The organism is Streptomyces sp. NRRL S-118 (assembly GCF_000716335.1).
In the GTDB taxonomy this organism is placed as follows: domain Bacteria; phylum Actinomycetota; class Actinomycetes; order Streptomycetales; family Streptomycetaceae; genus Streptomyces.
Genome location: NZ_KL591034.1, coordinates 24,476 through 36,593, shown reverse-complemented (window position 1 = coordinate 36,593; position 12,118 = coordinate 24,476). Strand labels below are relative to the sequence as shown.

Below are 12,118 nucleotides of genomic sequence, written 5' to 3'. Positions count from 1 at the left end.
CCACGCCTGCGGCGTGGAACGGCGCCGCACCCACCCCTCGAGCGCGGCCCGTTCCTGATCCGACAACGTCAACTCGGCTTTAGGCCGCCCCGTACGCGCCACAAATCAATCCTACACATCTGAACAGAATTCCTGACTCAGAAGACTAGGGCCCTGACCGGTGGATCTTGGCCGGGTCTACGACGCCTGGCCCTGGTACCGGACTTCCGCGAACGCCGGACCGCCATCGTGCCGGGGGCGGTCCTGCGCGTGGCAAACGGGCGGCGTCTCTACGACCAGAACGCGTCGTACGCCTTCTGGTCGGACCACAGCCCCCAGGCTTCGGTGATCCGGCCCTCCCGGATGTGGAAGATGATCGTCTCGTTCATGTCCAGCTCTTTGCCCTCGCGTGACGCCGTGACGTGGAGCAGGGCGACCGTGTGCTCGTCGTTGGCTAGCACATCGTGGAGCTGGGGGCGGTAGGTGCCGCCTGTCAGCTCGAATTCCCGTTGGAACAGGGCGAAGGCGGCGTCGCGCCCCCGGTAGTCGCCGGCCAGCGGACCGTGACCGCCGAGATGCCACACCACATCCGGGTGGAACACCTCCGCCAGCGCCTCCATATCGCCAGCCGAAAACGCCTCCAGAGCCCGGTGAAACACCCCGATATTCGGGTGATCGGCCATGGCAGCCTCCTTTGATCTCCCTACGAACCTAGGTCGGATCCGGTCGGCGGGACTCAGGCACACCGGCTTCGCCAGCACCGCCACCTGATCGGACGCCCGCCCCCACAAGCTGCCGGTCGGTCATGTCTGCTTCATGTCGGCGTCGCTTGAAGTGGACATGAGGCGGGGTGACCTGACGGATGCCGAGTGGGAGCGACTGCGGCCGTTCCTGCCGGTCAGTAACAGGCGCTGTGGCCGGTGGCGAGACCACCGGCTGCGAGACCGCCAGGGCGGCCCGGGCGGGCAGGTTGGTCGTCACGCATGTCGGCCGGTTCCTCACGCCGGAACAGGCGGTGACACGGGCCTCCAGGCGCTTCGACGGCCCCATCGCGTACGCCGCGCCGGGTACGACGTTCGAGATCGGCCGGGTGCCCGCTGCCCCGGGGCGGTCGACGGGCTGAACCCGGCCCGGCCTGCGGCCGTCGCCCCACGGTGCAGGCCGGGTGGATACGCCGAGGGCGGTGCCGTTTCCGCCGGTGGTTCACTCTCCGCTCCGTGGACCGCCGGGCCGGCCGGCAGGTTCCAGGAACTCCTCCACGATGCCCGCCCGGGCTGTGACGGCCACGGTCACCGCATCGTCGGCCGCGAGATCCCGCAGGTGGTAGGCGTGCTTCCCCGCAGCCACGGCCGCCGTGAGCGTGACGAGCCCGGAGCGCCGCGTGAACGGTGAGGTCGAGAACGTCCAGGCGGAGATCGCCGAGCGCTCCAGGACAAGGGTGTCACGGCTGAACGTGCCCGCTCTGACAAGGAGGTGGCGGCCGTCCAGCGCATGGCCCAGGCTCTTGTACGCATCACGTGCCAGCAGTTGCGTCACCGCTGTCGCCACCAGCGCGTGGATCCAGGCGGCATGCAGGAAGGCGGGGCTGAGGAGCGCTCCGAGGACAAGGAGTGCGACCGTCACGGGCAGGACCTCGAACAGCAGCCCCCGCACCGTCCTGCGGCGCAGCGCGGCTCTGGGGTGAGGCGTCAGCGGGACGGAGTCCACGCGGTCCGCGGGCACGCGGAGTGCACCGGTGACGGCGCGCAGGGCCTCGTCCCGCGGTGCCGGCGGGAGCAGGGCGCCGCGTGCGTGGGCCTCCTCCGCGTCTCCGAGCCCGCCCGCCACCGCCGTCACGCTCGCCCCGCCGGCGGCCCGCAGCAGCAACGGCTCGCGCAGCAGCGCACCGTACAGGCGGCTGCGTTCGAGCGCGACCGAACGGGTGGTCAGCAGTCCGCGCCGTACCGTGAGGGTGTCGGCGTCGGTCCAGGCGGCGCGGTAACCCCACCAGTTCTCCGCGTACAGGGCGAGCGCGCCGAGGGACCCGAGGGCGGTCACGGTGATCAGCGCCGCGGGTACGGTCAGCCACAGCGCCCGGTGGCCGAATGCGGCGAACAGCTGCTGGACGAAGGGCATCCGCCAGAGTTCGATGCCCATGCCGTCGAAGATCCTGTACGCCGTTCCCGCGGCGACACCCACGCCGCCGAACACCCAGAAGGTGCACGGCGCGTAGCGCAGCCAACGCCAGTCGAGGCGGCTGAGTTCGGCCGGGCGCGCGTCGGCCCGGGCGTCGGCGTGCGCGAGGAGCGCGGCTCGCAGCCGGTGTGCTTCGCGGAGCGTCACCGCGTCGAGGGTGATCCCGTCCTGCTCGCCGTTCGATGCGGTGGTGCCGGCGCGTACGACGGTGAGGCCGAGCAACCGGTGCAGTGCGGTCGCGGTCAGGTCCACGTTGCGGACCCGGTGGAGGGGGATGGAGCGCCGCCGCCTGCTGAACACGCCGCTGTGCAGCAGGAACGCGTCGGCGGTGAGCCGGTAGCGGGTGCGCGACCAGCGGACCAGACCGGCGGCGGTCACGGCGGCGAACGACAGCATGAGGGCGAGCAGGGTGATGCGAGCGCCCGTGGGGATGGCACCGCCGGTGGCGAGCGCGGTGAGCGCGAGCGAGCCGAGCGGTGGGACGAGCCAGCGGCAGTGCAGGAGCAGGCTACGGGCGGCAGGCCGCCGCCAGGCGCCCGCGTGGCGGCTCACTCGGCGCCTCCCTGGGCGCGGCCCTGGTGAAGGGAGCCCTGCTGCGTGCCACCGACGGCGGTGGAGGCGGAGGGGGCAGCCGCGGCCGGAGCGGTACGGCCGTCACCGGCGGTACAGCCATCGTGAGCGGTGCAGCCATCGTGGGCGGCGCGGCTTTCTTGGGCGGCGCGGCCGATGAGACGGGCGAGCTCCTCGGCGTCGGCCTCGGCCAGGCCCGCAATCCTGATGTCACCGGCGGTCGAGGCGGTGGTGACGGTCAGCGTCGTCAGGCCGTAGCGCCGCTGGATCGGGCCGCGGACCGTGTCGACGGTCTGCACCTGGGACAGCGGGGCGATCCGGCGCCACTGCCATATCCAGCCGCCCGCCCCGTAGACGGCGTACGTGCCGAGTTCCCAGGCGTGCGCCGCGTACCGGCGGCGCGGCATGAGGAACAGGTATCCGAGGGCGGGTGCGACAAGGGTGAGGAGCAGGAGCGGAGCCAGCCAGGGCAGCGCACCGGCGAAGAAGAGCGCCGAGAGCAGGCCGAGGGTGAGCGCGGTCAGCAGCATCGGCCCGCTCACCAGCACCAACGCCTGGACTGTCCACCAGCGGCGGGCCAGCGGGGCGACCCGGTGACGGGGTGGGCGCAAGCGCCGGACGGGAGGAGAGGACATGGTCGACCGCTTTCCAAGTCAGTTGTATTGGATGCCGATAGGCTACAACGGTACAAGTGACTTGTGAAAGCGGCGGACGACTCCCGCCCGCCGCATCGAAAGTGAGGTTGTACGGGTGCCGAAGAAGGTGGACCACGAGGCCAGACGCCGGGAGATCGCCGAGGCGCTCCAGCGCATCGCCAGCACGCGCGGCCTGGACGGCGTGAGCCTGCGGGACGTGGCAGCCGAGGCGGACATCTCACTGGGCAGGCTTCAGCACTACTTCCGCACCAAGGACGAGATGCTGCTCTTCGCCCTGCGCCACATCAACGCCCTGGCCGAACGGCGGATCCGCGAACGCATCGGAGCCCTCCCGGCGAGTCCGGGGCACGAACCGCCGCCGCGGGCCGTCCTGCGGGAGTGCCTGGTGGGCATGCTGCCACTCGACGAGAAGAGCAGGGTGGGCGCACTGGTGGGCGCCGCGTACTTCGCGCGCGCGGTCCACGACGAGCGCCTGCGCACGGAGGCCCGGGAAGGGATCCCGCAGCTGGCGGCGCTCTTCACGGAGCTCCTGCGCAACGCCCAGGAGCGGGGGGAACTGCCTGCCGGGCGGGCGCTCGACCCGCGGACCGAAGCCATGCTGCTGATCAGCCTGGTCGACGGCCTGACGGCCTACACGCTGCTCGGGGTCCACACGGGCGAGGAGGCGCTGGAACGACTGGACGCACATCTGGAACGGATCTTCGGGAGCAGCGACTGATCCCCCTGCCCGCGCGGCGGCGCCCGTGACAGCAGGGCACCCCGACCCAGCGGCCGGCACGCGCGGCGGGCGGGAACCCCCGGACGAGGGGCGCCACCACCCCGACCCGAACGAATCGAACAGGCGTATGATTCTGGCCATGGCCGGAACCGCATTCCCCGATGACCTGCGCGCCGCGCAGACCCGCCTCCACCAGGCGGCCTCCGAGCTGGCCGCACTGCTGCGCACACCGCCGTGGAGCGTCGAGTCCCTGCCCGGCCGGCCGGGTACCCAGCACCCGCACACCGGTGAGGTCACCGGCGGCCGCGAGCGCAGCCCCGGCTGGACCCGGGATCAGCAGGACGCGGTCAGGCGACTGCGCCGCGAGTGCACCGACCTGTCCGCCCGCATCACCACCCACCCCTTCTGGAGCACCGTCGAGGCCGAACAGCGTGTACCGACCCGCACCGAGCTGAAGCAGGTGACGAAGGCGGCCGTCGCGGCGGCGCTCGGCATCACCGAAGCCGCATGAAGCCGCCCGAGGCCGCCCTCCGTCCGCATCGACGTCCGACAGGACTGGGACATGCCCGACGCCTTGCCCTCCCCGTATCCGCCCGATGACGAACGGCTTGCTGCCATCGAGGCCTACCTGACCGTGCAGCTGCTGTACGTGCGGGCGGAACGGGCCGCACTGGCGCGTCGGCGGGCGATCCAGGAGCGGACCGCTCCGCCGCCCCCTCCCCCCTTCCGGATCCAGCGCAGCGTCGACCGCTCGAGAAGCCCCGTCCAGGTCCACCTCGGCACCTGCAAGCTCGCGGGCAGGGCCTCGACCAGCGCCTCCGCGGACGTGGCACGGCGGGCCCTCGCCGAGCAGGTGCGGGCATGCGCGGTCTGCCGGCCCGACACCGAGCTCGGCATCCTCGACGCCGGATGAGCGGTGCTCGCCGGCCTCTGCTCAGCCGACTCGCGCCGCGGGCCACCGAGCCGTACGCCTGGACGAGCCAACACGGACAGGTTACGGCGGTAGGGCAGCCCGGAGCCCGCCCCGGTCAGAGGGTGAGCAGCCGGACGAGCAGCACCAGCACCGTGCCCGTGGTGAACACCGCCCCCAGCACGGTGAAGAGCAGGTCGACCGTCCTCGCGTCCCAGCCCTCGATCTCAAAACGGTGCGGGGCCACGGGGTCGTACCGGACCATGACGTACGCCCCGACACCGAAGCCGCTTCCGACGCGGCCGCGGCCGAACCTGGAGGGGTACTCGCACGCACGCCCGTCCCGCGCCGTCCAAGCCGCGACCGGGTGGTAGAACGTAGCCCCTTCGTCGCTCCGCCTCGCATCGTGGCGGACGATCCGCGCCTCGGCGGAGACACCTGTGCGGCGCAGCGCGCGGGCGCGGCGCAGGCCGTACACGCCGAAGGCGAGGAAACCCGTGCCGATCGCCAGAGGGATGAGAGAAAAGAGCCATGCGCGTCCCATGTGTGATGCGACGCGTGTGCTGGGTCGTTGGTTGCGCATGGGGCGGCCAAAGGGCGCCGGTCAGGGGAAGTGTCACTCGTCTTCAGGCAGGTGGAAGTAGACGGTTCCCGACCGCCACGGCCCGTACTCCGTCATCTCCGCTTCGAAGACGATGTCCTGCACCTCGACCGGCCCCAACGCCTCGATGGAATCGGCAAGCCGCCGCAGGAGCGCCGGAGCGCTGTCGCAGCCCGGGCCTTCGGGGTTGGCCTGGGAGAAGTGGCGCACGATCCAGTGCTCCGGGGTGCTCGTCATGGGTGGATCGTATGTCGTGCCGTCACCTGCCCGGGCCTGCACAGCGGCCAGGGAAAGGCGGTGATGGCGTGCGGGCCCGAGCGGCCGCGGCGGAATGGACGGCCGCGGTGGAATGTACTGCCGAAGCGACGCGTTCGCAGTACGTGGGGGGTGATTGCGGTGGTGGCGGTACTGGTGGCGCGATGTGCGGGCACGTCACGCGGCCGCACCCCCTCCAGGACTCTGCCCGGCGCCGCCCCGCCACGTGCGCGTTGCGGCACAAGACCTCACCGCGGTGCTCCGGACGGCACCACGCTCACCTCGTCCGCCTGCTTGGCAGGCGACCACCTTCCCTGAAAGGAACGCTCCGCAGTGACCACCGATCAGCGCACCATCACCAACCCCGGCACCCTGCACGACCCCACCCCGTTCGGTTACAGCCACGCCGTGTCCGCGCCGGGCGAACTCGTCTTCATCGCCGGGCAGTACGCCTCCCACCCCGACACCGGAGCGCCCGTTCCCGGGGACTTCGCCGCGCAGGTCGAGCTCTCGCTCGCCAACCTGCGGCACGCGCTCGAAGGCGTCAGGCTCGGTTTCGAACACGTGGTGCGGCTCGGCTCGTACATCGTCGACCACGACCTCGGCAAGCTGGAGGTCCTCGGCAAGGCACTCCACGCGGCGTTCGGGGAGCGCCTGCCGGCGCAGACGCTGAGCGGGGTGGCCGCGCTCGCACTGCCTGGAATGCTCTTCGAGATCGACGCGGTTGCCGTGCGCCCCGCCGGCTGACTCCCGTACGGGGACCCGGCCGCCTCGCACCGCCGTCACCCCGCGCCGGACACCGCCGCGGAGTGGCGGTGGCCGGGGGCGGGGACGAGGTGAGTACGCGTACCCATGTGCGCGGTGACCGGCACGCCGCATGATGCGCCCGTGCGATCGATATCCCTCCTGAAGGTTGTTCCGCTGGCCGCGCTCGGCTGCATGGTCCTCGTCGGCTGCGGCGCTCCGAGCGCCACGGCCGGACGGACCGCGACGGGAAGTACCGCCCCGGCGGCCACCCCACCGAGGAATCCGCCGAGCGACAACGCCGCGGAGTTGCGGTTTGTGGCGATGGGAACCCGCATCACGCAGGACTGCGCACCGGATTCCCCCGGTGGCTGCGACAACGGTGGGGTTCCCGGGCCGGAGGACCTGCCGGGCCGGGAGGACACGCCCGCGCCGAGGTACGGGCCCGGCGAGACACCGCCCGGGACCCCGAACGCCGAGGGAGACATACCCGTTCCTGCGGGTGACGCCGTGCCCACGAAGGCGGTACCTGATCCCGCCGGGTCCGGGCCGGCCGAGGAGGTGCCGCTGACCGGTGTCGAGAAGTGCAGCGGCAGCGAACACGCACAGCGCGTCGGTGAGGCGTTCAGGAGCCCCAGGACGACCAGCTACCAGGTGTTGCACCGGAAGCTGACAGAACTGGACTATCCGGCGTCCCGGATCCACCGGATGCAGGACCGTTCGGGCGCGCCGCTGGCGAGGCTCGACCTGCGCCTGATGGGCAGCCACGTGGCGCTGGAAGTGACCGGCACGAGCAGCGGGGCGATCGTCGAGGCGTTCGGGGCTCCGGAGACGGAGGACGTGAGCGTGGCGGACGTGATGCGGAGGCGGAAGCCCACGCCGGACGCGCCCACGTCCTAGGGGGTTGCAGAAGTGCTGGTCACAGCCATTCGTTGATGGCTGCGACGAGTACGGTCGCCTCGTAGCGCACGGCGCGCTTGTCGTATCTGGTGGCGACCGCGCGGTGCCGCTTGAGGCGATTGATTCCGCACTCCACCGCGTGGCGCTGTTTGTAGTCGGCCTGGTCGAACTTCGGCGGCCGGCCGCGCTGCTCGCGGTTGGCGATCTGGTCGCGCTTCTCCGGGATCGTGCAGCGGATACCGCGCTTGCGCAGGTAGGCGCGGTTCGCGCGGAACTGTACGCCTTGTCGGCGCGAACCTTGGCCGGCCGGCTGCGAGGGCGGCCCGCCCCGAGCCTGGGCACCCGGATACGGCCCAAGACCACCTGGAACTGCGGGGAATCACCGCGCTGCCCGGCCGTGATCACCAGTGACATCGGCTTCTGGCCCTGCTCCACCGCCAGGTTGAGCTTGGTCGTCAGCCCGCCCCGGGAGCGTCCGAGCCCGTGGTCGTCGGGCTCGGTGAAGACACCGCCTGGCGGCTCGACCTGCAGATCCCCTTTTCGCGGGCACCCGCCGCTTGCTGGTGGGCGCGGACGATGGTCGAGTCCACCGAGACGTCCCAGGTGATCAGTCCCTCGGCGTCGGCCCGGGCCTGCAACTGCTCGAAGAATGCGGTGCCAGGTGCCGTCCCGCTGCCAACGCCGGAACAGGCCGTAGCCCGTCTCCCACGGCCCGTACCGCTCGGGCACGTCCCGCCAGGGAGCACCAGCGCGGGTGCGCCAGCGTATGCGGTCCATGAACTGCCGCTTGGTGTGCACCGGCGGCCGTCCGGGCCTCTTCCCGACCGGGAGCAACGGCTCCAGCTTCGCCCACTGCGCATTCGTCAGATCACGCCTCCCCATAAAGTGGATCTTGACACATCAAGATCACTTCATTCCGAATGTGGCTGAAGGGCTCAATCGGCTGAGCATCGGCCACCCGCGCTCAGCGCCAATCAAAGGCCTTCACCGGCGGGGTGCCGGGCCTGCCCTCCTTACTGACCCAGAGCATCCGGTTGCCGTACAGGTGCATCGTGTACGGCTCGTCCCGTGTCACCTTCAGGCGACGCCGCGCCACCTCATGGCCATCGGCGGGGTCGAGCACGTGTGCCTGGCATCGCCACGCGACATGCTGCCCCTCCTGCTCATCCTCGTAGTGGCGCAGCGCGACCACGTGACCACGATGGCAGGCCAGCGCGTCGATGCCCCGGCCGTCGTCCCACGTCCACAGGTGCCGGCCCGTCGACAGCGAGAAGCCGACGAGACGGGCAAGGTGGTCGTACCCCGGCAACCTGACGAACGCGATCAGCGTGTCCCCGGCCCAGGTGACCCGGCGTCGTCCGTCGGCGAGGACCCAGGAGGCGTACGGGGCTATCGAGGTGTCGTCGGCCGACGAGATCTCCGCGACGGCATTGCCGTCCGCGTCCAGTCGCAGCACACAGTTCGGGCCGCGACGGCCCTCGCCCTCGACGGCCAGCAGCAGGGGGTCCGCGGCAACGATCCGTACCCGCGCGACGGGGCCGTCGACGGGCATCGGCTTCTTCCAGCGCACTGTGCCGTCGGCGGCATCCACCGACCTGACGGTGGTGGTGCCCGCCCGCCGCGTGACAAGAACGAGCCGATCCCCTGCGGCCCGGATCTGAGCCTCGTCCGTTCGGCCGTGCGGCACGGTCCATGCCGATCGGCCCGTCCTCATGTCCAGGGCGACGACGCCCGCTCCCGTGGCGACCATCGCTCGTTCTCCGGACAGGGCAACGGTGCCGGGCCTGAGACCGGAGGCGCCGGGCCAGAGCTTCTCGAGGTTCTGCCGTGCCGACCAGAGTTCCTTGCCCGATGTCACGTCGAGGGCGGTGACGGTGGCGTCCTTCCGACCGTCGGAGGTGTCCGGCCAGTGGGCCAGCAACGCGACACCGTCCACCACCTCGTCGGCCATGGCCGACAGCACGTCGCGGCCGGGTACCTCCCAGGCCCAGCGCTGCTCACCGGTCCCGGTGTCGAAGGCCCGGAGCCGATCGAAGGCGGCCCTGACGACGAGCCCATTGCAGTGCCAGGTACCCAGCGCCTCGGAATCGGCGCGACCGCCGTGCCGGGCCTCCCACACCGGTTTTAGCGCACGCAGCCGCCGCTTCGGAAGCCATACCGAATCCGGCGCCCTGTCCTCGTACATGCGTCTCCCACCCCAGAAAACCGATGCCGAGGGAAGCGTAAAGGGCACGACGATCACAGGAAGCACCCCCTGCACACGTACTGGCCTCAACGCGAGCGCTTCGCCAATCGCTCGCGTTGAGCAGGATGACCGGGCCACACCTCTATTCACTTCTGAAACACCCCCTAGGAGTCCCGAACCGGCTTCCGGCTTGCGCCGCCGGAGGACGAAGTCGCTGAACAGGCGCTCGCACCGGTCGAGGAGCTCGCCGGCCTCCGCGTTCCCGCGGTGATCGTCCACCGCCGGGTGCCGGCCCGCACGCTGCCCGGCCCGGAGTCGCCAGGCGCGGTACGTCCATCAGGTCCAGAACCCGCAGCCCGGCGACCGCCCGGTGCCGTACACCCGCCGCCGGGTGCCCGAGCGGCGGCCACGACAACCCGGCGTCGGCGGTCACCGCACTCGGCCGGTCCGATGACCGCGCCTGGCGGGAGTCCCGTGCATTGCGGCACCGCGCACCACCGCCGGTACCAGGAAGCGCGGTGCGCGGTCCCGTCCAACGGCCGCCGCCCGCCAGGAGGAACGATCGGGAAAACACGTTGCCAGCCCCTGCCGCTCGTGGCACGGTGAACGCGTTCCGCGACTGTGCGGACGAAACTCATGGTGAGGAACGAGAGCCAATGATTCCGGCGTCCCCCAGCGGCCGCCGTCGGCACTGAGCGGCCCGCTCCACAGCGGTCGGCCGGCTCGGTCCGCCACGCGCGATCCCGTACGGCGGTCCCACGTTGCGGTGCCCTGGGCACCCACTCGTTCCTGCCCCCGAACTCATCGAGTTCGTCGTGGGCTCATCCTGAGATGTCGTGAGGTGACAACCCACCATGGACACACAGGTCCAGAACTTCGCGGTCGCCAATCTGTGCCGCCGGCCCGTCGTCGTCGAGACCGGCGGCTTCGTCGCGGGCTTCACCCCTGACACAGCCAGTCCCCACCTCAACTACGCGACCCCGCTGCCCGGAGCCGAGCCGACCGAGCAGGACGTCACGGCGCTGATCGGCGCGTTCGCGGAACGCGGGCTCATGCCGCGGCTGGAGTTCGCGCCGGGGGCCGCGCCCGGTGCGGCGCCGGCTCTGTGGGCGGCGGGCTTCGAGACGGAGGCGGTGCACGAGTACCTCGTCTGCACCCCGTCCGGGCTGACGGTCCCCCGGTCCGTCCCCGCCCCGGGCGTGGAGACCCCGGCGACCGACGAGGAGTACGCCGAACTGGATGCCGCGCTCGCCGAGGCTTTCGGCGGTGTCTTCGCCCCCTCGGCGGAGGGCGCGGCCCGGCTGCGGCGCACGCAGCAGGGCGGCGGGGCGGTGCGTTTCGTCCGTACCCCGGAAGGCGGCTGCGCCGGTGGTGCCTCCTGCACTCCACCGGCCGAGGACACGGCTGAACTGTCCGGCGTGGGAACCCGCCCGGCTCACCGCGGCCGTGGCGTCGCCGGCGCGGTGACCGCCGCGGTGACGCGGGCGATGTTCGCCGCAGGCGCCGGTTCCGTCTGGCTGGAGTACTCCGGCGAGGGTTCCCGCCGCGTGTACGAGCGCGTCGGTTACCGGCCGCAGGGCACACGCCTCTACCTCGCACTGCCCGGGGAGCAGCGACGCTGACCGGTAGGCCGCAGCCACGGACAAGTGGCTGCGGCCGCCGCCATCTTGAGCCGGTCGACGAGGGCGTCGCTCCCCGGCCGGACGAGCCGGTCGGAGTCGGTGCGTCGCGACACCGAACGAGAGACCGGCGCTGAGCCTGCGCTGTCACGGGCTGACTGACGGGGCGTCGGGGCGATGTCACGGGAAGTGCGCTCCGGGTGACCTGCCGGTGCACGTACGAGCGTGTCGGGTCGGTCAGGAATCGAGAAGCGCGGTGTACGGAGCCGCCCCTAATCTGCCCGTCATGGACATCACCATTCACACGAGTTTCCTCCCGCACGACGACCCGGATGCGTCGCTCGCCTTCTACCGCGACGTCCTCGGTTTCGAGGTCCGCAGCGACGTCGGGCAGGGCAGGATGCGCTGGATCACGGTCGGCCCGGCCGGTCTGCCCGACACGTCGATCCTTCTGGCGCCGCCTGCTGCCGACCCGGGAGTCACCGAAGACGAGCGCCGCACCATCACCGAGATGATGGCCAAGGGCACCTACGGCTGGATCCTTCTGGCCACCCCGGACCTCGACGCCACGTTCGAGAAGGTGCAGGCCGGTGATACGGAGGTCGTGCAGGAGCCGACCGAGCAGCCGTACGGCATCCGGGACTGCGCCTTCCGCGACCCCGCGGGCAACCTGGTCCGCATTCAGGAGCTTCGCTGAGCCGTGCGGGCATCGATGCGGCCGTGCGGGCCGGCATCGCGACCGCCTGCAGCAGCGCTGGCGGCGCACCGGCATGGGCCGGTCGGCTCCGGCGCAGCCGGTCATCACT

General features: G+C 71.4%; 13 protein-coding genes and 1 pseudogene. 7 read left to right on the top strand and 7 right to left on the bottom strand.

The features are described from left to right. Positions 1-269: 269 nt before the first annotated feature. From IH00_RS0134355 to IH00_RS0134340, 3 genes are all read right to left on the bottom strand, one after another. A complete protein-coding gene (locus tag IH00_RS0134355) occupies positions 270-662 on the bottom strand; it encodes a nuclear transport factor 2 family protein (protein WP_031080122.1) in 393 nt (130 codons plus the stop codon). 520 nt (positions 663-1,182) lie between these two features. Further along, complete coding sequence (locus IH00_RS0134345; protein WP_039947718.1) at positions 1,183-2,706, bottom strand: PH domain-containing protein; 1,524 nt, start codon at positions 2,704-2,706, stop codon at positions 1,183-1,185. After that, positions 2,703-3,335, bottom strand: coding sequence for a PH domain-containing protein (locus IH00_RS0134340; RefSeq protein WP_324615815.1), 633 nt, complete (start codon positions 3,333-3,335; stop codon positions 2,703-2,705). The genes IH00_RS0134345 and IH00_RS0134340 overlap by 4 nt, the downstream gene beginning before the upstream one ends. 139 nt (positions 3,336-3,474) lie before the next feature. Between IH00_RS0134340 and IH00_RS0134335 the strand changes: the two genes are divergently transcribed. From IH00_RS0134335 to IH00_RS0134325, 3 genes are all read left to right on the top strand, one after another. Further along, positions 3,475-4,098, top strand: a complete 624-nt coding sequence (locus IH00_RS0134335) for a TetR/AcrR family transcriptional regulator (RefSeq protein WP_031080114.1) — start codon at positions 3,475-3,477, stop codon at positions 4,096-4,098. A 139-nt stretch (positions 4,099-4,237) separates the two neighbouring features. Next, positions 4,238-4,609, top strand: coding sequence for a hypothetical protein (locus tag IH00_RS0134330; RefSeq protein WP_063835478.1), 372 nt, complete (start codon positions 4,238-4,240; stop codon positions 4,607-4,609). 51 nt (positions 4,610-4,660) lie between these two features. Further along, entirely contained in the window at positions 4,661-5,011 is a 351-nt protein-coding gene (locus tag IH00_RS0134325; RefSeq protein ID WP_052411864.1) for a DUF6233 domain-containing protein, read from the top strand. Between the two features lie 115 nt (positions 5,012-5,126). On the opposite strand, the gene IH00_RS0134320 is transcribed toward IH00_RS0134325, so the two are convergent. Together IH00_RS0134320 and IH00_RS0134315 are read right to left on the bottom strand one after the other, a co-directional pair. Next, positions 5,127-5,552, bottom strand: a complete 426-nt coding sequence (locus IH00_RS0134320; RefSeq protein ID WP_031080108.1) for a DUF3592 domain-containing protein — start codon at positions 5,550-5,552, stop codon at positions 5,127-5,129. Positions 5,553-5,624: 72 nt separating this feature from the next. Then, positions 5,625-5,846, bottom strand: a complete 222-nt coding sequence (locus tag IH00_RS0134315; protein ID WP_031080107.1) for a hypothetical protein — start codon at positions 5,844-5,846, stop codon at positions 5,625-5,627. Positions 5,847-6,197: 351 nt separating this feature from the next. On the opposite strand from IH00_RS0134315, the gene IH00_RS0134310 reads away from it, so the two are divergent. Next, entirely contained in the window at positions 6,198-6,611 is a 414-nt protein-coding gene (locus IH00_RS0134310) for a RidA family protein (RefSeq protein WP_031080105.1), read from the top strand. 141 nt (positions 6,612-6,752) lie between these two features. Further along, on the top strand, positions 6,753-7,508 hold the full coding sequence (locus IH00_RS0134305; protein ID WP_031080103.1) for a hypothetical protein: 756 nt from the start codon (positions 6,753-6,755) through the stop codon (positions 7,506-7,508). A 252-nt stretch (positions 7,509-7,760) separates the two neighbouring features. Here IH00_RS0134305 and IH00_RS41160 read toward each other — a convergent pair. Next, positions 7,761-8,390: pseudogene (locus IH00_RS41160) on the bottom strand (IS5 family transposase); the annotation flags it as partial. An 82-nt stretch (positions 8,391-8,472) separates the two neighbouring features. After that, complete coding sequence (locus IH00_RS0134290) at positions 8,473-9,750, bottom strand: outer membrane protein assembly factor BamB family protein (RefSeq protein ID WP_158828101.1); 1,278 nt, start codon at positions 9,748-9,750, stop codon at positions 8,473-8,475. A 797-nt stretch (positions 9,751-10,547) separates the two neighbouring features. Here IH00_RS0134290 and IH00_RS0134285 point away from each other — a divergent pair. Both IH00_RS0134285 and IH00_RS0134280 read left to right on the top strand, forming a co-directional pair. Further along, on the top strand, positions 10,548-11,315 hold the full coding sequence (locus IH00_RS0134285) for a GNAT family N-acetyltransferase (RefSeq protein WP_031080099.1): 768 nt from the start codon (positions 10,548-10,550) through the stop codon (positions 11,313-11,315). Positions 11,316-11,598: 283 nt separating this feature from the next. Next, positions 11,599-12,009, top strand: coding sequence for a VOC family protein (locus IH00_RS0134280; RefSeq protein WP_031080097.1), 411 nt, complete (start codon positions 11,599-11,601; stop codon positions 12,007-12,009). Positions 12,010-12,118 lie beyond the last annotated feature (109 nt).

Coding starts and splice junctions, on each gene's coding strand:
- IH00_RS0134355 (WP_031080122.1), bottom strand. CDS start 662: ATGGCCGATCACCCGAATATCGGGGTGTTTCACCGGGCTCTGGAGGCG.
- IH00_RS0134330 (WP_063835478.1), top strand. CDS start 4,238: ATGGCCGGAACCGCATTCCCCGATGACCTGCGCGCCGCGCAGACCCGC.
- IH00_RS0134325 (WP_052411864.1), top strand. CDS start 4,661: ATGCCCGACGCCTTGCCCTCCCCGTATCCGCCCGATGACGAACGGCTT.
- IH00_RS0134320 (WP_031080108.1), bottom strand. CDS start 5,552: ATGGGACGCGCATGGCTCTTTTCTCTCATCCCTCTGGCGATCGGCACG.
- IH00_RS0134315 (WP_031080107.1), bottom strand. CDS start 5,846: ATGACGAGCACCCCGGAGCACTGGATCGTGCGCCACTTCTCCCAGGCC.
- IH00_RS0134280 (WP_031080097.1), top strand. CDS start 11,599: ATGGACATCACCATTCACACGAGTTTCCTCCCGCACGACGACCCGGAT.
- IH00_RS0134285 (WP_031080099.1), top strand. CDS start 10,548: ATGGACACACAGGTCCAGAACTTCGCGGTCGCCAATCTGTGCCGCCGG.